Origin of the sequence: Gillisia limnaea DSM 15749, from assembly GCF_000243235.1 — a bacterium.
Classification (GTDB): Bacteria; Bacteroidota; Bacteroidia; order Flavobacteriales; family Flavobacteriaceae; genus Gillisia; species Gillisia limnaea.
Map to the genome: position 1 here is coordinate 2,794,255 of NZ_JH594606.1, position 23,144 is coordinate 2,817,398.

Below are 23,144 nucleotides of genomic sequence, written 5' to 3' on the forward strand. Positions count from 1 at the left end.
TCGGGAAGGGATAAGCGCTGAAAGCATATAAGCGCGAAACCCACCACAAGATGAGATTTCTTTAAAGGATCGTGGGAGACTACCACGTTGATAGGTCACAGGTGTAAAGGCAGTAATGTCATAGCCGAGTGATACTAATAATCCGTAAAGCTTAGTGCGGTTCCGGTCTTGCAAGAGACCGGAACGAATACCCTATGTTGTAAAAAGTATTCTGGTATATCTTTATTCTTTATTTCCTTGTATGTTAACTTATTAAAGGCCTCCCCCGGCCCCTCCGAAGGAGGGGAGAGGGAAAACCACATTTTTCAACACTCCCCCTTCGGGGGAGATGGAGGGGGCCGTACAAGTTAAGGTGGCCCGCCCCTCGTAGAGGTTCGGGTAAACTATAGGAAGGCTATAGGGAAACACCAACGATTTAAGGTGGCTATAGCATCGGGGCTCACCTCTTCCCATTCCGAACAGAGAAGTTAAGCCCGTTAGCGCAGATGGTACTGCTGTATTGTGGGAGAGTATGTCGCCGCCTTTTTTTTGAAAGACCTTTACTGAAAAGTAAGGGTCTTTTTTTGTTTATACCCGGCACGGTTGCAAATCTGCGCCGACTCAAGCTATCGGGGTTCGCCGACCCGCCCGTACCTAATGGAACATATGGGCGGGCTTTTTTTTGAAAGACCTTTACTGAAAAGTAAGGGTCTTTTTTTGTTTATACCCGGCACGCATTGCAAATCCGTGCCGACTCCAGGCACGTATCGAAAGATCCGTGCTTTTTTTGTTTATACCCGGGGCACGGATTGCAAATCCGCGCCGCTTCGTTGCAAATCCGTGCCGGCTTCGATCCAATTTTTTTTTTGAATTGAAATTCGTTTTAGATAATTTTTAATAGGATGTAAAAACTTTCTTAAAAGCATTCCTAATTTGACGGAAAATAGCTTTATTTATCAATTATACCGTGAAACATTAATAAAACTGAATCTGCATCATTGTAATCATTCAGAAGAAATAAATCAAAGAGTTATGGAACAAACTGAAAATCCCTCACAATTACTAAATTTCATAAGACTACCCATAAAAATAGATTATCAGGTGATAGAAACCTATCTGCGGGAAAAATTGACAGGCGAATACATATCCAAAACAGATAAGGATGGAGATGTATCAAATTATGCAGAAATCCATGCTATTGCGCTAGAAAAAAGTTACAAGGAGGGGTATGATATTGCAGTGCAACTTAAATTTAAAACGCTCACCACTATTTTCAAAAATAAAGAAGGTATAATTGAATTATATGCATCCCTTGAATTAGATAAATTAGAACAGCAACTGCGGGTAGTTGATTTTACATTGAACGGAACCTCGAATAACTGGCTGTTTAATAATGCTATAGAGTCTATTGCAAATACTTTTATGCATGAAAAGATTAAAAATAAAATGCAGTTTGATTTAAAATCTGAAATTGAAAAAAAACTTCCTGTTATCAATGAAAAAATGGAAAATCCTATGGAAGTTTCCAATGGTGTTTACATTTCCGGTAATTTGCAAACTTTTTTAGTAGAAGCAATCCAATTTAAGGAGAACAATATATTGATTTTTGTCGATTTCGAGGGAGGAATCGGTTTGGATATCAAAAGCTTGAATTTTTAAATAGTCCGGGGTTCATTTCTTAGCATTATTAGAACCTGGGATTTCCCCACTCCTTAATAACAACTCTTCAATGTCCTTTTTTAATACCCTTGGACTTACTGCTCTTTCAGGTTAAACTCACTATGAGCCTTTTCCTTATTTTGTAAGCAACTGGGTTTCTCTTTTATGCTGGTTAGTTTAATGCCCCCTTCTTTATAGTCATTTTTATTAATCACAAATCTTAATAAATTTATGGTTAATAACCTCTTAATAAATCATTTTTAATTCCCTTTTAAACAGCAGTTTATATCAGTAATTTGGTGGTATCATTTTAATTAAATTTTAAAATCTTGGGGTATTTTAAATTAAAATTTATCTTTTCGGTATTGCTGATGCTATTGGGGTTTGGAAATGGGGAAAGCCTTGCGCAGGAAATCCCTAAAATTGAAAAACTTTCGGAAATTAATGGGGATTTTCAGAAAATAAATGCGGTTCAGAAGGATAGTTTAGGCAATTTATGGATCGCTTCCGATACTCACGTAGAGCGATATAATTCCTATCAATCTGAATTTTTTAATTTTTTCAAAGGACTTCCGGAGGGTACGGGAAAAATAAATACCGTTTATATAGATACAAAAAATCAAATATGGGTTGGAGCTGAAAACGGATTACTTAAATACAGCCGTATAAAAGGTTATTTTGAGGCAATATCTTCTGAAAGGCCAACTACCCAAGCCAATGTTCAGCAAATCACCGAGGACCAAACAGGAACATTGTGGCTTGGTTGCAGCAATGGAATTTGGAATTATTCAGGAAAAAAATTGGCTCTTATTTCAATTTTTCCTGCGGCACAATCTGTAAATCATCTTATGTATGTGCATAAAAATATTATGTTTGGGACCTCTAAGGGGCTTTTTACATTGAATGAGAATAGCACTGAATATAAAAAGATCGCTTTGGCAGGAAATAAAAGCTGGAACATTCAAAGTTTGTTATTTACTGGAGATTTTTATTTGATTGGAACCCAGGAAGATGGCCTGTATAAAACCAATGCCGATTTCTCCATTACCCAAAAGATCTATAGTTTACCGTATTCCTCTCAGAAAACCCCTATTTCAGGACTTTCTATGGATGGATTGGGTAATTTTTATGTTGCTACCCATGGAGACGGTTTGCTTATCCTGGATAAGGACCTTAGATTAGTTTCCCATTTTCTACAACAGGATACTAAAACTTTTTCTCTTTCCGATAATAATTTAAATGGCTTGTTTCTGGACAAACAAAATACACTTTGGGTTTCTACAACCTCCGGGCAAATCAATTCCATAAACCTCCGGGAGAACAACTTCGTATTTATAAGGCATGACCCCAACAAATATAGTAGTCTGGCAGATAATTTTACCACAGCCATAGAAAAAGATAAGAATGGAAATGTTTGGTTTGGCACCAGGCAAGGGCTTAGTATCTGGAATACTAAAAATAATTCCTGGCAACATTTAAGGAATCTATCCTTTACTAAAGAGAGCAACATTCCGGATGACATTAAAGATTTACACGCAGACGATATCCATATGTGGGTTGCTACTTATAACGATGGGGTCTATAAGGTGAATATCAATACGTTTTTAAGGGCGCAATATTCCATAGATTCAAAAGTAAAAATTGAGCTTCAAAAAGTAACTTCCCTGTTGGTAGATTCAAATAAAAATGTTTGGGCAGGTGGGGAAGAAGGTGATTTAACTAAAATTAAACCAAATGGGGATATTAAGAGTTTCTCCCTTAAAGGTATAGATGCCATGTTGGAACTCGCTTCAGGGGATGTTCTTGCTGCCGGAAAAAATGGGGTTTTTAAGATTCCTAAAGCTAATAGTGAAGTTATACCTATCGTGAAACTTCAGCCAAATGCAAAAAATCTTCCTTATTTCACGATAAATTCCATAAGCGAAACCAATTCCGGAAAAATAGTGCTTGCTACAGAAGGCGCTGGGATTGTGGTTTATGATCCTGCTAAAGATTCCTTCAGAATAATTAATAAGATATCGGGATTACCATCAAACAGGATCCAGGGACTTATTATTTATGGAAAAAATGATATTTGGGCAGGAACTTCCAAGGGACTGATCAATTTTAAACTGGAAGAAAATCCGGAAATTCGGGTTTTTGATAAAGAAGATGGTTTGCTGAGTGCAGTATTTACCCGTGGTAGTTTTGCACAATTAGATGATAAACTCGCTTTTGGAACTTTTAAGGGTGTTAGTATTTTTAATCCGGATAAATTAAAAAATATACCGGAAATCACTCCAAATATGGTAATCGGTTCAGTGGAAATTTATTCCCGTGAGCACGGATTAAAGCAGCTGAGTTATGTGAATTCAGAAAAGGAATTGAGCTTAGATCATGGTAAGAATTCTATCTCCTTCAATTTTTTCGCGATACAACCTGGAAATCAGGCACAACTCAATTATTCCTGGAAACTTCAGGGCTTTGATCCAGATTGGTCTAACCCGGCCAACCAAAATAATGTCAATTATGCCAATTTAGCTCCCGGAAATTATACTTTCCTGGTTAAAGCCAGAAACTCTAATGGAAATTGGAGTCCGGTAGAGGAAGTTTCCCTCAACATAAGATCACCCTGGTGGTTTACAACAAATGCTTATATAGGTTATGTCGCAGCTCTTATGCTGCTGCTTTTAATCCCATTTTTTCTTTCCGGAATTATTAAAAGGCGAAGGCTAAAAGCGGCCCGAAGTTCGGTTTATACCAATTTAAATAAGGAGATAGGTACGCCGTTAACGATTTTGTTGGCCTCTTTAGAAAATCTTGCTGAAAATGCTAATTCTGAAAGCAATCATCGTTTGAAAAATATCGTGCATAGATTAAAGATGCTGCTGGAGCCGGTTTTGAATTTCCAGGCATCCGGCTTGAATAAAAATAATCAGCAACCCAGAATCACAAAAATTTCTGTTAAGGAATATATGGAGGGATTGGTGAAGGATCTCAAACCATTGCTCAGTCAAAAAAGGATTGAAGTTATTGTGAACGATCAATGGAATCAGGAATTCTTTTATTATGATTTGGATTATCTGAACAGAATTTTCTTCAATATTATGTCAAATTCATTGCACTATTCTTTTGAAGAAGGTAAGATCATTATCAATTTAATTCCAACCAACCGCGGGGACTTAAAAGTGCAAATAGCCGATAATGGATTGGGATTGCCTGTTGAAGATCAAAAAGTCATAAGTGATTATTATCAAAATTCAAAAAGCGGTATAACGAAGGCAAATTCCGGGCAGATGGATCTTTTATATGTGAAGGATTTCATCGATAAAATTGGTGGGAGTATCGTTTTTGAAAGCAGTAAGAATCAGGGCACAACATTTACATTAATTCTTAAGAATCAAAAAAAGGTTGAAATTGCCGTGGAAACTTCGGAGAAAATTATAGACGTGAAAATTCCTGAGATGGAAAAAGCAGTACTGCCCGAAATAAAAAATCCTGGGCTTATTCCTTCCGAATCAATAAAAATTTTGATTGCTGAAGATAACGATGAATTAAGAAAGGTATTTCTGGAATCCTTTAAAAAGTTAGGGGAAGTTTATGAGGCTAAAGGTGGAATGCAAGCTTATGAAATCGCTGCCAGGATACAACCGGATATACTTATTACAGATTTTGATTTGCCGGGAATGAATGGTTTGACGCTTAGCGAAGCGCTTAAAAACGACGCGTATTTAATGGAAATGCCTGTTTATTTATTGATTTCTGAATTAAATAAATCACAGTTGCTTGAAAATATCGAAGATGCCAGGCTAACCCTCATTAAAAAACCGGTTAATCTGGATTCACTATTTCAGTTAATTGCTGCCAGATTAAAAATCCAGGTCTCTCTACCTTATTTAAATACAAGTTTAAGTGAACGTAATAGCAACCTCTTGAAAAGTGAATTGGATGATGAGTTTATCGCCAGAATGGAGCAATTACTTATAGAAAACAGGTTCAATAATTCTTTTTCGGTGGAAGAACTTAGCGAAGAAATGGGGGTTTCCAGCAAAGCACTTTATCTAAAACTCAAGACCATTGAGGGAATAACCCCGTTGAATTTTATTGTTAAAACAAAATTGAATTTTGCCAAAAACCTAATAGATAATGGAAACTCCGATCTTTCTGAAGTTGCCAGGCTGTCCGGTTTTCAAAATAAGGATATTTTCTTTTCCGCCTACAAAAGGCATTTCGGGTTTATGCCAGGAACAATAATGCCCAGAAAAGGGCCTGAATAAAGCGTTTTTTTTTGGTAATCCCTATTCAATAAAATAGCAATTGGGGAGAATAAAAAAACCTTCCTATGTCTCAATTAACTCCTTCATTAGGTTTAATTCCTCATTGAGGGATTAAATCCTGCCTAAGGATGCTTCCATCAAACCTTCAGGGATTAAATTTTTCAGCTTTTGAAATTTCACATAGACGCTGTTCTTTGTTGTACAATTATTTTGGGTTCTAAAATAATATTGGTTTTAATAGAATTGGAGATCAGGCAATGCTGTTCACTTTTTTCAAGGATTCGTTGTGCCCTTTCTTCATTTGTACCCTCTGGAATAATTAATTCCGGTTTAAGGGTGATCTTTGATACCTGGAATTTCCCATCGATTTTATCCAAAACCCCAACAGATTTACATTTAAAACTGATAAATTCAAGGTTCGAGTTTTCTGCAATGGCCAAAAATGTCGTCATTAAGCACGTGTTTACGGCAGCTACAAATAAATGTTCCGGAGACCAGATATCGGGCATTCCATTTGGGAAATCAGGAGGAGTGGCAACTTCAATTGTGGTAGGCAATTCCGGGGAGCTTATCTCCCCTTTACGATCGCTTTTCCATTTAAGGTTTACAGTATATTCGTGTATTTCAGACATAGGATGATTTTATAAAAATGAATAATTCCAACGGCAGTAATCAAATCGCAGAAATGGTTTAGATGCGATAAAGTTACAGGGAACCTCTTTGTTTTAGTATGATTGAAATCAGTTTTATTAGCAATTCTAAAAGGAATTTTGGAGAAAATTTCATGCCAGGAAATTTTTGTTTACTATGATTTTCAGTGTTTCAAATAAAAAATTAAAAAGCCTTATTTGAAGGAGTATTTAAGCCGGATGTTTTAAGAGATTTTTTAAATTAGCGAAAACAAAATTTAAATCGATGAATTATTTTTCAAAAGCAGCATTTGTCCTGGCCATGATGGGTATGAGTTTACCTCAAATTCAGGCCCAGGAAGTAACCACAAATAATCAGGATGATTTTAATGAATTTACTTATCGCCAGGGGTCTGTTTTTCGATCGGCAACCGGTACTCCCGGAATGGAATACTTCCAGAATGAAGCAGATTATAATATTGAAGCAACTTTAAATGATGTTGATCACACAATTACAGGGAAAATCACTATTACTTATACCAATAATAGCCAGGAGAAACTTGATTTTATATGGATGTTTCTTGAGCAAAACAGGTTCACAGAGAATTCCCGCGGGACTTTAACAACTCCAATTCAGGGAAACCGATATGTTGGAGATACAGATGGTGGTTATGAAATATCAAATTTGCAGGCAAAAGTGAATAGAAGTGTTTCTACAAAACACCTTATAGACGATACCCGTATGCAGGTATTTTTTGATCAACCTATCCCTGCAGATGGTGGAAAGGCAACCGTTTCAATGAATTTTAGTTATAAAATCCCTGTGGATGGAATGGACAGGATGGGCCGGCTTGCAGTGGAGGACGGCACAATTTACGCTATGGCACAATGGTTTCCCCAGGTAGCGGTCCTTGATGATGTAGAAGGATGGAATGTAGAGCCGTATCTAGGGGCGGGTGAATTTTACTATGATTACGGTACATTTGATTATAAAATCACAGTGCCTTATGATCATATTGTAGTAGGTTCCGGGGAATTACAAAATCCCAGAGAGGTTCTTTCTTCTGTAGTAAGGGAACGAATGGATGAAGCTTCTAAAAGCGATACAAGAGTTTATTTGATACGACCAGATGAAGTAAATGATCCTTCTCTTCTTGCAAAAAAGCAAGGAACCCTAACCTGGCATTTTAAAATTGAAAATTCCAGAGATGTGGCCTTTGCTTCCTCCAAAGCATTTATTTGGGATGCGGCAAAAATAGACTTGCCCAGTGGTAAAAAAGCGATGGCACAATCTGCATATCCAAAGGAAAGTGACGGAGTAGGAGCCTGGGGTAGATCTACTGAATATTCCAAAGAATCCATAGAGCATTATTCTGAAAAATGGTATGAGTATCCATGGCCAGCGGCTATAAACGTTGCTGCAGATATTGGCGGTATGGAATATCCAGGCCTTAATTTTTGTGGATGGCAAAGTAAAGGAGCTTCCCTATGGGGAGTTACAGATCACGAGTTTGGTCACAACTGGTTTCCAATGATAGTTGGAACTAATGAACGCCGTTACGCCTGGATGGACGAAGGTTTTAATACTTTTATCAATCATTACAGCACCTTGGAGTTTAACGATGGAGAATATCCTTCCAGGTTAAACCGAATGCGAAACATGACAGGTTGGTTTATAAATCCAAACCGCGAAGGAATTGATACCTATCCTGATGTTGCCAATCTTCAAAACCTTGGAATGATCGCTTATTATAAACCTGCGATGGGGTTGTATTTATTGCGAGAGTATATTTTGGGAGAAGAACGTTTTGATAATGCATTTAGGTCTTACATAAAAACCTGGGCTTTCAAACACCCGCAACCCAATGATTTCTTTAATCACATGGAAAATGTTGCCGGTGAGAATCTTTCCTGGTTCTGGAAGGGCTGGTTTTATGGAACGGGGAATATTGACCTTGCGTTAAATGGGGTGCAAGCTTACCAGGGGAATTATATTATAAGCTTATCCAATAAGGGGGAGATTCCAATGCCGGTAGAAATGCTGGTAACCTTTAAAGACGGAAGTACAAAGGAAATTCGACTTCCGGTAGAGATTTGGCAACGGGGAGATTCCTGGAATCATCTTTTAAGTACCGATAAAGAAGTTGAAAGCGTAGAACTGGATCCTGAAAAAATCCTTCCGGATGTAAATTTCTCCAATGATGCATGGCCGGCTGATTTTTATGAAGCTAGAAATTAAATCAAGAATTGCCGTGGAAAATTATGAAGTAATTTAAAATAATTAATTCGTGACTACGAACATTGTGCGCTGCAAAGCAGGCTTACTGACTGTGTAAAAAGGGTAAATACTCAGAATTTAATAAATGCCTAACAGGATTTATCCTGCCTGTTCGATTATTAATAGACCTTTAGCAATAAAAAAATCCAGTGTTCTTTTAAACACTGGATGCTAAAGAAGGAATTTTTGAAAGTTACTATTTTAAAGACTTTTGAAACATATTATTTTCCTTGATCATACTGGTAGTCTCTGCGGGCAGCATATCTTCCCACCCGGATTTTCCTTCGGAGATCATTTGAAACACTTCCCTGGAAGAGATGTCCAAAATTTCAGGATCATAATCGGTGATATCGATTACACGACCATTGTCCTTAAAATATTTAAAGAGTTTCTGCATTCGGGGATGAACTTTTAAGTTTTCACTGGTAGTGATTGCTCCTGTTTCAGGATCCTTTAACGGATAGAGATAAACCTTTAGACTTTTAAAGAATAATTTACCAAATGCTTCCAGAATACCACCGCTTAAATGGCGGTAGTATTTTTCATCAAAAATATCCATAAAGGTATTTACACCCATGGTCAATCCCATTCTTTCCGAAGTGAATTGTGAGAAATATTCTACTACCTTATAATATTCCTGGAAATTGGAGATCATGACCGTTTGCCCCAACGCACAAAGCAGTTTGGCCCTGTCCATAAAATCTATTTCATCTATCTCACCTTCGGCTTTAAGGTTGGAGAGGGTAATCTCGAAAATGACTTTAGTTTTGTCTTTATCTACCTTTCTTTCATTTAAAAAAAGCTCCAGGGATTTTTCAAACATACTCATATTGACTCTTGTCACCGGACGGAAACTACCTCTAAGTGTAAGGATGTTTTTTTTGTAAAGCGCATTGGCCGGCAGGATATTTTGGCCTTCGGGAGAAAACATTACCGCATCTGTCATCCCGTTCTTTACAAGTTCTAGACTCATCAATCTGTTATCTACTTGCTCAAATACAGGGCCGGTAAAATTGATGGTGTCAATTTCTATTTGGTCCTTGTGTAAATGATCAAAAAGATATTTCAATAATTTTTTAGGCTTATCATGTTGATAATAAGCACCGTAAATTAAATTAACGCCCATGGTGCCCAATGTGATTTGTTGTAAAGCGGCATTGGTTTCATGAAACTGAACATGAAGTATTATTTCACTATAAGCTTCTTTAGGATGTGTTTGAAAACGGATTCCCAGCCATCCGTGGCCTTTATATTTTTTTGCAAAATCTATCGTGGTAACTGTATTGGCATATGTGAAGAAGAGTTTATCAGGATGTTTGTCCCGGGTAATCCTTTCCTCCATCAAATCGGTTTCATAGACCAACATTCTTTTAAGCCGGGCCTCTGTAACATATCTTCCCTGGGGCTCAGGGCCATAAATCGCGTCGCTAAAATCCTTATCATAGGCACTCAGGGTTTTTGCAACGGTACTCGACGCATCCCGAACCCGAAAAAAGTTACGAACTGTTTCCTGACCAGCACCAATTTCGGCAAAAGCTCCGTAAATGTTTTCATTAAGATTGATTTTCAATACCTTATTTCTTATCGAATAGGTGTTATCAATCTCTTTGTCTCCTTTTATGCTAATTGACATACGTGATTTTTTATGGTTGCCTTAAATTTAAGAATATTAAAGTTTATCTACCACTACTTTATAGGTAGGATCTTCTAAAATATTTACTTCAATAATCGAACCTGCATTAGCAAGTAAATTCACCTGTTGCTTAAAATGAAAAAAGTTGTGATTTAAGCTTTACAGAAATGTATTGAAATTTTTTATAAGTACCTTTGTAAAAAATTTGAATATTATGGCGCATAGGGCTGGTTTTGTAAATATTATAGGAAATCCCAATGTTGGGAAATCCACATTGATGAATGCTTTTGTTGGTGAAAAATTATCCATAATCACTTCTAAGGCGCAAACCACCCGTCACCGTATTTTGGGTATTGTAAATGGAGAAGATTTCCAGGTGATCTTAAGTGACACTCCCGGAATTATTAAGCCGGCGTATGATTTGCAACAATCCATGATGGATTTTGTAAAATCTGCCTTCGAAGATGCCGATATTTTGATCTACATGGTCGAAATTGGGGAGCAGGCCCTTAAAGATGAAGCCTTTTTCAATAAGATCGTGAATTCTCAAATCCCTGTTTTATTACTGCTCAATAAAATTGATATCTCAAACCAGGAACAACTGGAAGAACAGGTGCAACTCTGGACGGAGAAAGTTCCCAATGCCGAAATATATCCTATTTCTGCCTTGCAGGGATTTAATGTAAGTGAGGTTTTTAACCGAATTGTGGAATTACTACCGGAATCTCCTGCTTTTTATCCTAAAGATCAATTAACCGATAAACCTGAACGTTTTTTTGTGAACGAGATCATTCGCGAAAAGATCCTGATGCATTATAAAAAGGAAATTCCGTACAGCGTTGAGATCGATACTGAAGAATTTTTTGAGGAAGAAGAGATCATCAGAATGCGAAGCATTATTATGGTAGAGCGCGAAACCCAAAAGGGAATCATCATCGGTCATAAGGGAGCAGCCTTGAAAAGGGTGGGAGTAGAAGCTCGAAAAGATCTGGAAAAGTTCTTCGGAAAGCAGGTCCACCTTGAACTCTACGTGAAGGTTAACAAAAACTGGCGAAATGATGCCCGGCAGCTAAAGCGGTTTGGGTATAATAGGTAAGAAAAAGGGAACGAATAAATGTTTCCCTTTCAGGCCCCTGGTTTATAACTTCGCTCTTTATTTTAAATTACATCAACAATAACTCTTCCACATAGGTTCTTTTATTGGACAAACGCGGTATTTTATGTTGTCCGCCAAGTTTCCCATGTTTTTTAAGCCAGTCATAAAAAAGATATTCTCTTGCCGGATGTACTGTTGGAATATTCAGTGTCATATTATTAAAGCGTTTTGCTTCGTAATCACTGTTCACCTCCTGTAAAGCCAGGTCCAGCGCTCTTGTAAAAGCTTCCAGGTCTTTTGGAGGCGTTTTAAACTCGATGATCCATTCGTGAGCACCTTTTTCTTTTCCCTCCATAAAAATGGGAGCAGCCGTATATTCCACTATTTCACAACCGGTTATTTGAGAGGCTTTTTTTAATGCGGAATCACTATTCTCAATAATCAATTCCTCTCCAAATACATTGATATGATGCTTTGTTCTTCCCGAAACTTTTATCCTGTAAGGGCTGATTGAGGTAAAACGAACGGTATCCCCAATCTTATAGCGCCATAAACCTGCATTCGTGGTAATTATTACCGCATAATTTGTTTCGGTTTGTACCTCGTTTAAAGGAATGATTTTTTGGTTGGGACTGCCGTAGGTGTCCATAGGAATGAATTCATAAAAAATTCCGTAATCCAGCATCAGCAATAATCCTTCAGAATTATTTAAATCCTGACAGGCAAGAAAACCTTCAGAAGCATTATAGATCTCGTAAAACCTGAAAGTATCCCTGGGCAATATTTTTTGATATTGAGGAGCATAGGGGTCAAAATTTACTCCGCCGTGAAAATATACTTCCAGGCTGGGCCATACTTCAAAGAGATTTTCTTTTCCGCTTGTTTCCAGCACGTTATTCAGCAAGACAAGCATCCAGGATGGTACCCCGGCAAGGCTGGTAACTTTTTCCTTAATGGTTTCATTAACAATCGCCTGCATTTTGACCTCCCAGTTGCTCATAAGAGAAACTTCATTGCTGGGGGTACTACTAAATTCTGCCCAAAATGGCATATTGTCTATTAGAATTGCCGATAAATCCCCATAGGAAGTCCCGTTATTGCGGTAGATCTCTTTACTGCCGCCAAGGCGTAAACTTTTTCCTGTAAATAACTGGGAATTGGGGTTGTTGTTTAAATACATGCACAGCAGATCTTTCCCGGCGGCATAATGACAGTTTTCCAGGGAATCATCGCTTACCGGAATAAATTTGCTTTTTGCATTTGTCGTGCCGCTGGATTTCGCAAACCATTTTATGGGAGTAGGCCAAAAAATATTGTTCTCTCCCCGCCTGCATCGCTCAATTTCGGGTTCATATTCCTCATAGCTATGAATAGGGACGTTTCTGGCGAAACTTTCATAATTCTGTATCCCGGCAAAATCATATTTTTTTCCGAATTCTGTATTTTTCGCTTTGGAAATAAGATGTCTCAAGAGTTCTTGTTGAACTTCATTGGGATATTTCATGAATAACTCCATTTGATGGATTCGCTTCTTTAAAAACCAGGAAGCAATAGAGTTTACTAATGGAATTGGCATTATTCTTTTTATATTTATCCGCAAATTAGAGTAAAAGCGGCAGATTGGCCGGATAAAATTAAGCTAATCTTTGAAGCCTGCAAAAAAAATCATTTTCGTTTAAAAAACAAAAAAATATGAGATATGAAGGGGTTCTAACTAAAATGAGTACAGAGCTAACGGAGACTGTTCAATATTACCTCGTCTTTGAAGCCGATTTTTTAAATGTAAATCAAATTCTGGATAAGAAGATTAGTTTAAATTTCCTGCGGTACCAGTGTCTTAATTGTGGTTTACAGAAAAAGATTTTTCGCCAGGGGTACTGTTATGATTGCTTTAGTTCCATTCCGCAGGCTGGAAGCTGGATCATAAAACCGGAGTTAAGTACCGCACATTTGGATGAGGAGGACAGAGATCTGGAATTCGAAAAAAGTGTACAGCTCAAACCACATATTGTATACCTGGCAAACTCCAGCGATGTAAAAGTGGGAGTTACCCGCAAAACTCAAATCCCAACGCGGTGGATCGATCAGGGCGCTCACGAGGCGATCGAAATTGTAGAAGTTCCCAATCGCTATCTTGCCGGGATTACCGAGGTTGCATTAAAAAACCACGTTGGCGATAAGACCAACTGGAGAAAAATGTTAACCAATGACGTGAAAGATCTCGACCTGGTAGAGGTACGCGACAGGCTGAAACAGTTTATTCCTGCCGAGGCGATGGAATATTTCCTGGCCAACAACAAAGAAACCGAGATCCATTTTCCCGTGCTGGAATATCCCAAAAAGGTGAAACCGCTGAATCTTGTGAAAACGCCTTTTTATGAAGGGATTTTAAAAGGAATTAAAGGACAGTATTTTATTTTCCAGGATGGAACGGTTTTTAACGTGCGTGGTCACGAGGGCTTTGTGGTGGAACTGGGAATATAGTATTGAAAGAGGTTTGCCGTTTAAAGTTTAACCGAGAACCGAAAACCCTTTACCGATTAGTTTTTAAATGAGAACCAGAAAGAGTGAGAGAGCGAAAGAAACGAAGTGCAGGATTAAAAATCGACTTTTGGGTTTATGAGTGCCCGGTTAAAAATGGAATATAACAATTAGTTATTGTTCATGATCTATTGTCATTTCGAGCGTGCGATTTAAAGTTTGAAATTAACTCGCTACAAGGATTAAATTTTCTTCAGAAATTTTTAAGTTTAGACACTGTAGCGACGAGAAATCTCAATCGCCAGATTGCTTTTCCCGATCCAAAAATCAGAATTGCAATGACAGGCTCATTTAGAAATGACACGTGCTAATTTAATTAAATAAAAAAAGTCACCCAGGTGGGTGACTTTAGGAATATAAAAGGATGTGAAGGTTTACTTATTGTCCCGGTTTTCCGATTTATCCTTTGTATCATCAATACCTTCCTGAACCTCTTTTTTTACTTTTTTAGCGCCTTCTTCAATTTTTTCTGCGGCTTTTTTAGTATTAGATTCAATATCTTCGCCAATCGCTTCAACGGCATCCTGGGTTTTTTCCTGAGTGGTTTCTCTGCAGGAATAAATAGATGAGGCCATCCCGGCCACCATCAACATCAAAATTAATTTTTTCATAGGCAGATATTTATTGTTTTTTATTGGTCTCCCGGTAGCTGTCGGGAGTAATTCGCATATCTTGATCCGTGTTTTGTATCGAATTGTAGTTATGCTTCTTTCTTAAGTTTAAACAAAAAAAGCCATCGCAAATAAATTTGGATGGCCTTTAAAAGATTAATGCGAATGCCTATTGCATATCGTCATCAGCATTCATATCGTCCGTACCGTCAATTTCTTCATCGATTTCGGTTTCTGCATTTTCAGCAGCTGCTTCGATTTCATCGCCAGCTTCTTCAGCAGAGTTTTCCATATCGTTTCCGATTTCTTCTACTGCATCTTCTGTTTTCTCTTCTGTAGTTTCTCTACAAGAATAGATTGATAAAGAAAATACTGCAGCCAATAATAATAAAGATAATTTTTTCATTTTTAAAAAGTTTGATTAGTTCAAGACGCAAATTTAAACTATTTTTTAAATATGCAATCAAGTCTTTTCCGTTAAATAATTCAAATCTTTTTTATTTGCAGCAGATGTAATTTAAGTTTTTTTTAATCTCTATTGGGTTTAATTCCCCGAGGATTGCCTCGTTTATTATTACTATTTTGTGACTCGATGTCACAAAATAGTAAATTCATACACAAGAGCCATAACGTAACGGTGCTTCTTTACCATTTGGTGAGCAGTGCTAAATATCGAAGGGTTGTTATTTCTGATTCGGTCGACCGAGTTTTGGTCGCGACATGTTCGGAGATTGAAAAAAGATATGAAGTTTGTTTTCTAGAAGTGGGAACGGACAAGAACCATGTTCATTTTTTGATTCAAAGTGTTCCTTCATATAGCGTAACAAAAATTGTTACGATGGTAAAAAGTATCTTAGCTAGGGAAGTTTTTAGGCAATGTCCAGAAGTGAAAAAGCAGCTTTGGGGTGGAGAATTTTGGGGAAAGGGTTACTTTGTGAACACCGTCGGTCAGCATGGAACCGAGAATGTCATTGCCAAATATGTCAAGGAGCAGGGAATAGAAAAAGAGTACAAAGTGTTGAAAAAAGATTATCAGTTGAAATTATTTTAATGCCTCGTGGGCTTGCCCCGAGGATTATTTACTTTTTTGGCCAGGGAAAAAAATTCTTTTGTTCAATTTTTATCCTGGGTTTTCAATTTTAGATTCTAAAGCGACCAGAAATCTCATTTTTTAGGGTAGGATGTCTAAAATTAGTTTGATTTTACGACTTTGAGATTTCCCAATCGCCAGGTTGCTTCTCCCGATCCAAAAATTGGGATCGAAATAACAGGCTCATTTCGAAATGACCATGGAATCTAAGAAATTTTAATTCACTTTTGTGGTATCCTTTGGTTTCTTCTTTCCGCCCAAAATTCCGCCTAAAATATCTCTTGCGGCATCTTTCACCTGTTGCTCTTGAGTATTCTTTATAGAGTCCTTTTTAACTGCTTCCGGGGTAGCGGTACTATCGGGAGTTTTTGGCTGAGTCCTTCCGCCGGTAATAATATTTCCAAGAGCGTCAATCCCTTTTTTGGTGAGTTCTGCTTTTTGTTGTGCAACGATTTTTTGGGTAAGGTTATTTACTGCCTGCTGCATATTTAAATTAATGTTAGGATTTTGAAAGGTCCCTGTAAGTCCTATAGGCAAATCAACGGTCATACTCTCCAGATCCTGTGCGCTCAATTTTGCAAGGGCTGTTCCCAGTTCACTTCCTAAAAATTTGGCAGGTACATCCAGTGTAAGATTATAATTCATATTCATATCAAATCCGTGACTTCCGGCAACCTTAACATTTATTCCTTTCACATTAAAATCAAAAGGTTCTATTTCTACAAATCCATCATTAAATGTGAGTCTGCTTTTTAAATTATCAAGGTTTATATCCTTAAAATCTATAAATTTCAGTTGTTCATCAAGTCTATTCAGCAATGCAAGCTTTTCCGGATTTACTTTAGCGGTTAACAATTGTGCCAGGGCTTCTCCCGCCAGGCTTGTTAATTGCGGAGTAAGGTCACCATTTAAGTTTCCGGTAAGATTGATCCTGGTTTGTAATTTCCCTTCCAGCGCGGCAGCAATAGGAGTAAGACCTTGTAGAAGTTCCAATCCGTTAAAGGATTTTGCTATATCCAGAGAATTGAGATCCAGATTCATTTTAAAGGTAGGAACCGCCTCTTTGGTAGACACATTTCCGTTAAGGGCGATGGTTCCATCAAAAATATTAGAGGTCACATTTTGAAGTGTTGCGGTTTCATCTTTAATATAGAGGGTACCTTTTGCGTTGTTTAATACCAAATTATCATACAGCACTTTGTTAGCTGAAAAATCCATTTTAGCGTCCAAAAATGACGGGATCTTTATAGCATCTTCTCCTGTAAGAACTTCTTTTTTTGTTTCTATGCTAACTCCATCAGGAGTTTTTTTAACTTTTTCAGTGGTTTCTGCGATCATAAAATCGTTGACGGAAAATGTATTTGAATTCACCTGGAAATCTCCTTTCAGCTTTTGATCGGTGAATAGGAATCCCATCAAATTCTGGATATTTCCGGAAGCGGCAATATCGGTTTGCCCTGTGGTCATGTTCAATTGTGGAACCCGCACATTTCCCTGATTGAGATTGAAATTCGCTGTTGAGATCCTAATCTCATTCGGAATTTCGGGGGAGGTATACCTAAAATCTGTTATACGTGCATTCCCGTTGCTGTTCACATTTTGATATTGTTCTTTTTCTATGGATTCCATATCAAAAGAAGTTTTTGCATCAATCGTTAAAATTCCATTTAGGTCTTGTTCAAGTTCCAACGGATAAGCCTTTTCTATATTAGCCAGGTTTACAGTTCCTTTTAAAGCCATATTTACCAACATATTTTCCGTAAGATTCCTAATATTTCCATTGGCGGCAAATACATCCTGATCTATTCTAAAAGTAACATTGTCAAAGGTGAGATACGTGTCATTTAGTAATCCCGTTTCATTCAGGATCGCCAAATCTAAATTTATATCCTGAACACTTTTTGGTAAATCCGGGTATTTAAAGGAAGCATTGTTGGAGGTTATCTTAATGTCCATTTTTGGAATATAGGTTTCATCTATAATTCCATGCATTCTTCCATTTACTATAAAATCGCCCGTGGTTTGTACGTTTTCAATATTCTTGGCGTAGATTTCGGGTATAACGGCCAGGAAGTTTTTAAAGTCAGATGAAGGCGTTTTAAAGGAGATATCTATTTCATTGTTGTTCTCATTTACATCTACAAAACCTTCAAAAGTAAGTGGTAACTGGTTGACCGTAGCTTCATTTTCAAGGAAGGTGTATTTCATCTCTTCCAGATCCATTTGGATCACGGCTTCAAGCCCAACCCTGTTTTTGTTTAAATAATTCACCTTGTCATAATCCAACGTGACCAAAGAAGTGGTGCTGGTTTCAAGCTGCGATTGTTCCAGGGAAAAATCCCCTGTTCCCTGATGGTTTAGATCTTCAAGGTAAAGAGATAATTTTTGACCCTTATCCACATACTTCAACCTGGAATTATTGATCTCATAATGTTTGAGGTCCAACCTGAAAGGAGTTGAAACGGTATCTCCTTTGGCGGCTAAATCTTCTATACGAATGTCGTAATTATTATTGCCAAGAGAATCAACCTGGATATTTATAAAGGCATTATCCAACCTTAATACATCGATTTTTTTTGGTTGATCGCTGCCCTTAAATAGCTCTTTAATTGACATTTCCAGTAAAAGTTCCTCCCCAAAAGCAAGTGTATCTCCTTTAAAAGGCGCTTTATTGATCACGCTAACATCTTTTAATACCAAAGTCGCCTGAGGGAAACTTCGGAATAAAGTAAGATCCAGATCGCTAAATTCTACATCTGCATTTACGTTCTTATTGATGGATTTTTTCATCATATCCGTCAATTGGGCTTCAAAAATAAATGGAGCTGCAATTAGCAGGGCAATGACCACCACCAGAACGATTCCTATAATTTTAAATATCTTTTTCATTAGTTGATTTTATTGTTTTAGCAGACTCCCGATAGCTATCCAGAGTAACATCCTTAGAAGCATTCCAATGTATGAGAAAATTTTTATGATGGATGTTTCATCTGTTAAATTTATTATTTTAGCGTACAAATATATCATTCATGTAGGCATTCCAGTGTATGAGATAATTTTTCTGATTAATGTTGAATTTCTATTAAATTTTATCACTTCTTATTTTCGACAAGAAGAGGGATGCATTGGCTTTTTTATGGAAACTTTTGTCAGGATTTTATAATATATTCTATCATAATTTAGCCCTGGGTTTAATTTTCCGGGTTTCATATAAATTCAGGATATTTCTTCCTTTATCATAGTTCCCGGGCTTGCTTCGAAGTAAAGGATTTCATCATTGGCTCCAAGATCAAATCTTTTTCTCATCCAGTACACCGCGATATACAAAAACGGGGTGTCGCAAAGAGCAATAAGCACTTTAAACAAAAATCCGCTTAAGAGCAGGGTTCCAAAAAGCTCCCATTCAATTTTATTAAAGCTACAAAGCAAAAACAGGACCGAAAATGTATCCACGAATTGCGACATGAAGGTAGAAAAGTTATTCCGAAGCCACAAGTGTTTGCCATTGGTTAATTTTTTCCAGAAATGAAATAATTGGATGTCTACATATTGTGCCAGTAGATATGCCATCATAGAAGCAAAAACGGCTATTCCGGTCGCTCCAAAAACTTTTGAGAACAAATTGTTTCCTATGGGGGACCAGGCGGTGGCAGGAACAAAATCGGCGGCATAGATGATCATCAGGGAAAAAATAGAAGCGAAAATTCCACCGGTAACCACTTGGTTAGCCTTTTGTTTTCCGTACACTTCGCTAATAATGTCGGTGATTAAAAAGGTGATGGGGTAGGGTAATATTCCTACGGAAATTTCGAACGTATAAATCCCAAAAAAATCCCAGAAAAAGAATTTCTGAAAGATCAAATTGGAAACAACGAGGGAAGTGATAAACAGCACACCAAGAGCAAGGTAAATTCTTTGCGCCAGCAGAAGGTCTTTTATCGATTTCAGTTTCAAATTATTTTTTTAGAACTCTTACCAACAAAATTAAGTCTATGTTAGTTTGTTTTATTTAATTTGCCGTGAAATTACTAAATCTTCACTAAAACATTTCTTAAAGAAGTCTTGAAGTCTCCAAAAACATTTTACATCGCGCTGGGAAGCAATAAGGGAAATAGGCTGAAGTTTTTACAAATGGCTTTGGATAAAATTTACCTGGAAATTGGAGAGGTCCTTCAAATTTCAGGGGTATACGAAACTCCTGCCTGGGGATTTGAAGGCGAGGCTTTTTTAAACGCCTGTGTTGCAGTGGGCAGCCGTTTTTCTTCGGAAGAGGTGCTCGATAAGTTGTTGAAAATTGAAACTTCCCTTGGTCGGTCCCGCAGCGTCGCTCATACCTATCAAAACCGAAGTATAGATCTTGATATTTTGCTTTTGGGAGAGGAGATCATAGATTCAGATTTGCTGAAAGTCCCTCATCCTCAAATGCAAAACAGGAAGTTTGTTTTATTGCCGCTTTCAGATATTGCCCCAAAAGAAATCCATCCCGTACTACAAAGGTCGATTTCCCAGCTTTTGTTAGAAACCGGAGATGTTTCGCCAATAGATCGTGTTACAGAAAAACTAGGGAATCCCGGGAAATCCCGTGGGTTTCAAAATTGTAATTATATAGCCATTGAAGGGAATATCGGGGCCGGGAAAACCAGCCTGGCCACAATGATCTCACAGGATTTCAACGCTAAACTGATCCTGGAACGCTTTAAGGATAATCCGTTTTTGCCGAAATTTTACGAAGATCAGCATCGGTATGCTTTTCCGCTGGAAATGTCCTTTTTAGCCGACAGATATCAGCAACTTTCGGATGACCTGGCTCAATATGATCTTTTTACAGATTTCGTAGTCTCAGATTATGATGTCTTCAAATCCCTCATCTTTGCAAAGATTACCCTTCAGGAAGATGAGTATTCCTTGTATAATAAGCTTTTCGGTATAATTTATAAGGAATTGGTGAAACCGGATCTCTATGTTTATCTCTACCAAAACACCGATAGATTACTGGAGAATATAAAAACCCGGGGAAGGGATTATGAACAGAATATACAGCCGGAATATTTGATAAATATCAATAAAAGTTACCTGGCGTATATTAAATCACAAACCAATATCAACGTTAAGATCATCGATATTACCGGAAAGGATTTCATAAATAACAGAGAAGATTATTTATCGATTTTGGAGGAAATTGCTGGAATTAGAGAAGAGAAAATAGAGAAGAGAAAATAGAGAAGAGACAAAAAAACAGGAATCAAGACAAAGTTCATATTAGTTACAAAAAATAAAAATATTCGTGAATTCGTGGCTTTTTATTTTTTTGAACTTAAAAAAAAAATCCACTCTACTCTCTCCACTTTTTTCTCACTTCTCAAATCTCACTTCTCAAATCTGATTTTCGAAAACAAATCCCATAAAACGATCCCGGCACTCACCGCGATATTTAGGGAATGTTTGCTCCCTAATTGCGGGATCTCAATGACCCCGTCACTTGCAGAAACAACTTCCTGTTGCACGCCTTTTACTTCATTTCCAAAGATCACTGCACAGGTTTGCTCTTTTTCAGGATAAAAATCATTTAGCATCGTGGCATTTTCTGCCTGTTCAATAGAATAGACTTTAATGTGCTCACTTTGCAGTTTTTTTACCAGCTCCAGCGTGTTTTCAGCATACTCCCAGGTCACGGTTTCTGTAGCGCCCAAAGCGGTTTTATGGATGTCTTTATGAGGAGGTTGTGCGGTAAAGCCACACAAATATATTTTTTGGATCAAAAAAGCATCGCAGCTGCGAAAAACCGACCCAATATTGTTTAAACTCCTTATGTTGTCCAAAATCACGATGATGGGCGTTTTTGCAGCATCTTTAAATTCTTCTAAGCTCTTGCGATCGAGTTCGCTGTTCTCTAATTTCCGATTTATTGCCATAGGCGCAAAAATAGGAAATTAATAATTCGTTGAAAATCCAGTCAAATGGATATTTTTAAATTATTTACAGGGTAGAATACATCAAATTCTTACAAAACAAAATTTAATCTTTTTGAGCTTTGCTCATTGAGGGTTTAATTCGCCGTTACTATAACTATCGGGATGAATCAAATTTCAAAAGGAGATACCAATTCATCCCTTGTGAGTTTGTCCATGCCGTTCGGGCGGGCCGGCCGTGAGGTTCTTGATTTATATAGAAAATTTCTTATTCTTCGTGCAATAGTAGCTTTCAAACTTATCATTTCAGAATATTGAATGATACTTAGTTAGCCAATCAATGAGCAAAAAAATCATTATAAAATTCTTACTTTTGCAGCGTGAAAAATGATAAGAAAGATATACGGGCCTTAACCAAACAGCAACTTCAGGAATTTTTTGTCACTCAGGGTGATAAATCCTTCCGGGGATCCCAGGTATATGAATGGCTTTGGAATAAGGGTGCTCATAGTTTTGAGGATATGACCAATATCTCGAAGGAAACCCGTAAGATGTTGCAGGATAATTTTGTGATCAATCATATTCGGGTAGATTTAATGCAACGCAGTAGCGATGGCACTATAAAGAATGCTGTGAAACTGCATGATAATCTTACCGTGGAATCTGTTCTTATTCCTACTCCAAAAAGGACTACTGCCTGCGTCTCTTCACAGGTAGGTTGCAGTCTGGATTGCAAATTTTGTGCTACCGCTACCCTGAAACGCATGAGAAACCTGAATCCTGATGAGATCTATGATCAGGTGGTTGCTATAGATAATGAAAGTCGGTTATATTTTGATAAACCTCTTTCCAACATTGTTTTTATGGGAATGGGGGAGCCACTTATGAATTACAATAATGTGATGAAAGCCGTGGAAAAGATCACTTCCAAAGATGGCCTTGGGATGTCTCCCAAACGCATTACCATTTCCACTTCCGGAGTGCCGAAGATGATAAAAAAACTTGCAGATGATGAGGCAAAAATCAAACTTGCCGTTTCCCTGCATTCGGCTATAGATGAGATCCGTACTCAAATTATGCCTTTTAATGCTACTTTCCCGCTGCAGGATCTTAGAGAAGCGCTGGAATATTGGTATGCTAAAACCAAAAGTAGGATCACCTATGAATATATTGTTTGGGAAGGGATCAATGATAAACCAAAAGATGCCGAAGCTTTGGTGAGATTTTGTAAATATGTTCCCTGTAAGGTGAATTTGATAGAATATAACCCAATAGATGATGGCCAATTTCAGCAGGCTTCTTCTCAGGCTACACATATGTATGAGAAGATGCTGGAACAAAATGGAATTACGGTAACCGTGCGGAGATCCAGAGGAAAAGATATCGATGCTGCCTGTGGACAATTAGCGAACAAATCTTCTTAAAATAGCTATATAATAATTAAAAAAAAGAAATATAGACAC

At 37.5% G+C, this 23,144-nt stretch carries 16 protein-coding genes and 1 rRNA gene; 9 read left to right on the plus strand and 8 right to left on the minus strand.

Features of this window, described 5'->3' with window-relative positions; translation table 11 throughout:
* The first annotated feature begins 416 nt into the window (after nucleotides 1-416).
* The 3 genes from rrf (at nucleotide 417) to GILLI_RS14220 (ending at nucleotide 5,894) form a co-directional block, all read left to right on the plus strand.
* Nucleotides 417-526: ribosomal RNA gene (gene rrf, locus GILLI_RS14210) — 5S ribosomal RNA — on the plus strand.
* Nucleotides 527-1,011: 485 nt separating this feature from the next.
* Entirely contained in the window at nucleotides 1,012-1,638 is a 627-nt protein-coding gene (locus GILLI_RS14215) for a DUF4403 family protein (protein ID WP_156798678.1), read from the plus strand.
* Nucleotides 1,639-1,967: 329 nt separating this feature from the next.
* Nucleotides 1,968-5,894 (plus strand): hybrid sensor histidine kinase/response regulator transcription factor, encoded by a 3,927-nt coding sequence (locus tag GILLI_RS14220; protein ID WP_006989814.1) that lies wholly within the window; start codon nucleotides 1,968-1,970, stop codon nucleotides 5,892-5,894.
* Nucleotides 5,895-6,070: 176 nt separating this feature from the next.
* Here GILLI_RS14220 and GILLI_RS14225 read toward each other — a convergent pair whose 3' ends face one another.
* A complete protein-coding gene (locus GILLI_RS14225) occupies nucleotides 6,071-6,526 on the minus strand; it encodes an OsmC family protein (protein ID WP_006989815.1) in 456 nt (151 codons plus the stop codon).
* Between the two features lie 283 nt (nucleotides 6,527-6,809).
* Here GILLI_RS14225 and GILLI_RS14230 point away from each other — a divergent pair, with 283 nt between their 5' ends.
* The gene (locus GILLI_RS14230; protein WP_006989816.1) at nucleotides 6,810-8,762 is read left to right on the plus strand and encodes a M1 family metallopeptidase; all 1,953 of its coding nucleotides are present in this window, start codon (nucleotides 6,810-6,812) and stop codon (nucleotides 8,760-8,762) included.
* A 235-nt stretch (nucleotides 8,763-8,997) separates the two neighbouring features.
* Here GILLI_RS14230 and GILLI_RS14235 read toward each other — a convergent pair whose 3' ends face one another.
* Nucleotides 8,998-10,434 carry a hypothetical protein gene (locus GILLI_RS14235; protein ID WP_006989817.1) on the minus strand — a complete coding sequence of 479 codons (1,437 nt, stop codon included), beginning with the start codon at nucleotides 10,432-10,434 and terminating at the stop codon, nucleotides 8,998-9,000.
* 214 nt (nucleotides 10,435-10,648) lie between these two features.
* Here GILLI_RS14235 and era point away from each other — a divergent pair, with 214 nt between their 5' ends.
* Entirely contained in the window at nucleotides 10,649-11,530 is an 882-nt protein-coding gene (gene era, locus GILLI_RS14240; RefSeq protein ID WP_006989818.1) for a GTPase Era, read from the plus strand.
* 67 nt (nucleotides 11,531-11,597) lie between these two features.
* On the opposite strand, the gene GILLI_RS14245 is transcribed toward era, so the two are convergent.
* Nucleotides 11,598-13,106 (minus strand): GH3 auxin-responsive promoter family protein, encoded by a 1,509-nt coding sequence (locus GILLI_RS14245; RefSeq protein ID WP_006989819.1) that lies wholly within the window; start codon nucleotides 13,104-13,106, stop codon nucleotides 11,598-11,600.
* A gap of 116 nt (nucleotides 13,107-13,222) precedes the next feature.
* Between GILLI_RS14245 and GILLI_RS14250 the strand changes: the two genes are divergently transcribed.
* The gene (locus GILLI_RS14250) at nucleotides 13,223-14,014 is read left to right on the plus strand and encodes a DUF2797 domain-containing protein (RefSeq protein WP_006989820.1); all 792 of its coding nucleotides are present in this window, start codon (nucleotides 13,223-13,225) and stop codon (nucleotides 14,012-14,014) included.
* A gap of 431 nt (nucleotides 14,015-14,445) precedes the next feature.
* Here GILLI_RS14250 and GILLI_RS14255 read toward each other — a convergent pair whose 3' ends face one another.
* Complete coding sequence (locus GILLI_RS14255; protein WP_006989821.1) at nucleotides 14,446-14,682, minus strand: hypothetical protein; 237 nt, start codon at nucleotides 14,680-14,682, stop codon at nucleotides 14,446-14,448.
* Nucleotides 14,683-14,851: 169 nt separating this feature from the next.
* Nucleotides 14,852-15,088, minus strand: coding sequence for a hypothetical protein (locus GILLI_RS14260; RefSeq protein ID WP_006989822.1), 237 nt, complete (start codon nucleotides 15,086-15,088; stop codon nucleotides 14,852-14,854).
* Nucleotides 15,089-15,274: 186 nt separating this feature from the next.
* Between GILLI_RS14260 and tnpA the strand changes: the two genes are divergently transcribed.
* Nucleotides 15,275-15,733: an IS200/IS605 family transposase gene (gene tnpA / locus GILLI_RS14265; RefSeq protein WP_006987222.1), complete on the plus strand. Its 459-nt coding sequence runs from the start codon at nucleotides 15,275-15,277 to the stop codon at nucleotides 15,731-15,733.
* 255 nt (nucleotides 15,734-15,988) lie between these two features.
* Here tnpA and GILLI_RS14270 read toward each other — a convergent pair whose 3' ends face one another.
* Complete coding sequence (locus GILLI_RS14270) at nucleotides 15,989-18,661, minus strand: AsmA-like C-terminal region-containing protein (RefSeq protein ID WP_006989824.1); 2,673 nt, start codon at nucleotides 18,659-18,661, stop codon at nucleotides 15,989-15,991.
* 327 nt (nucleotides 18,662-18,988) lie between these two features.
* The gene (locus GILLI_RS14280) at nucleotides 18,989-19,726 is read right to left on the minus strand and encodes a queuosine precursor transporter (RefSeq protein WP_006989826.1); all 738 of its coding nucleotides are present in this window, start codon (nucleotides 19,724-19,726) and stop codon (nucleotides 18,989-18,991) included.
* 108 nt (nucleotides 19,727-19,834) lie between these two features.
* On the opposite strand from GILLI_RS14280, the gene folK reads away from it, so the two are divergent.
* On the plus strand, nucleotides 19,835-20,992 hold the full coding sequence (gene folK / locus GILLI_RS14285; protein WP_006989827.1) for a 2-amino-4-hydroxy-6-hydroxymethyldihydropteridine diphosphokinase: 1,158 nt from the start codon (nucleotides 19,835-19,837) through the stop codon (nucleotides 20,990-20,992).
* A 146-nt stretch (nucleotides 20,993-21,138) separates the two neighbouring features.
* On the opposite strand, the gene GILLI_RS14290 is transcribed toward folK, so the two are convergent.
* Nucleotides 21,139-21,684, minus strand: coding sequence for an RNA methyltransferase (locus tag GILLI_RS14290; protein WP_006989828.1), 546 nt, complete (start codon nucleotides 21,682-21,684; stop codon nucleotides 21,139-21,141).
* 377 nt (nucleotides 21,685-22,061) lie between these two features.
* Between GILLI_RS14290 and rlmN the strand changes: the two genes are divergently transcribed.
* On the plus strand, nucleotides 22,062-23,105 hold the full coding sequence (gene rlmN / locus GILLI_RS14295; protein ID WP_006989829.1) for a dual-specificity RNA methyltransferase RlmN: 1,044 nt from the start codon (nucleotides 22,062-22,064) through the stop codon (nucleotides 23,103-23,105).
* Nucleotides 23,106-23,144 lie beyond the last annotated feature (39 nt).

Bases quoted from the DNA above. Each gene is read 5' to 3' on its own strand.
- GILLI_RS14215 (WP_156798678.1), top strand. From the start codon at position 1,012: ATGGAACAAACTGAAAATCCCTCACAATTACTAAATTTCATAAGACTA.
- GILLI_RS14225 (WP_006989815.1), bottom strand. From the start codon at position 6,526: ATGTCTGAAATACACGAATATACTGTAAACCTTAAATGGAAAAGCGAT.
- GILLI_RS14230 (WP_006989816.1), top strand. From the start codon at position 6,810: ATGAATTATTTTTCAAAAGCAGCATTTGTCCTGGCCATGATGGGTATG.
- GILLI_RS14235 (WP_006989817.1), bottom strand. From the start codon at position 10,434: ATGTCAATTAGCATAAAAGGAGACAAAGAGATTGATAACACCTATTCG.
- era (WP_006989818.1), top strand. From the start codon at position 10,649: ATGGCGCATAGGGCTGGTTTTGTAAATATTATAGGAAATCCCAATGTT.
- GILLI_RS14245 (WP_006989819.1), bottom strand. From the start codon at position 13,106: ATGCCAATTCCATTAGTAAACTCTATTGCTTCCTGGTTTTTAAAGAAG.
- GILLI_RS14250 (WP_006989820.1), top strand. From the start codon at position 13,223: ATGAGATATGAAGGGGTTCTAACTAAAATGAGTACAGAGCTAACGGAG.
- GILLI_RS14255 (WP_006989821.1), bottom strand. From the start codon at position 14,682: ATGAAAAAATTAATTTTGATGTTGATGGTGGCCGGGATGGCCTCATCT.
- GILLI_RS14260 (WP_006989822.1), bottom strand. From the start codon at position 15,088: ATGAAAAAATTATCTTTATTATTATTGGCTGCAGTATTTTCTTTATCA.
- tnpA (WP_006987222.1), top strand. From the start codon at position 15,275: ATGTCACAAAATAGTAAATTCATACACAAGAGCCATAACGTAACGGTG.
- GILLI_RS14270 (WP_006989824.1), bottom strand. From the start codon at position 18,661: ATGAAAAAGATATTTAAAATTATAGGAATCGTTCTGGTGGTGGTCATT.
- GILLI_RS14290 (WP_006989828.1), bottom strand. From the start codon at position 21,684: ATGGCAATAAATCGGAAATTAGAGAACAGCGAACTCGATCGCAAGAGC.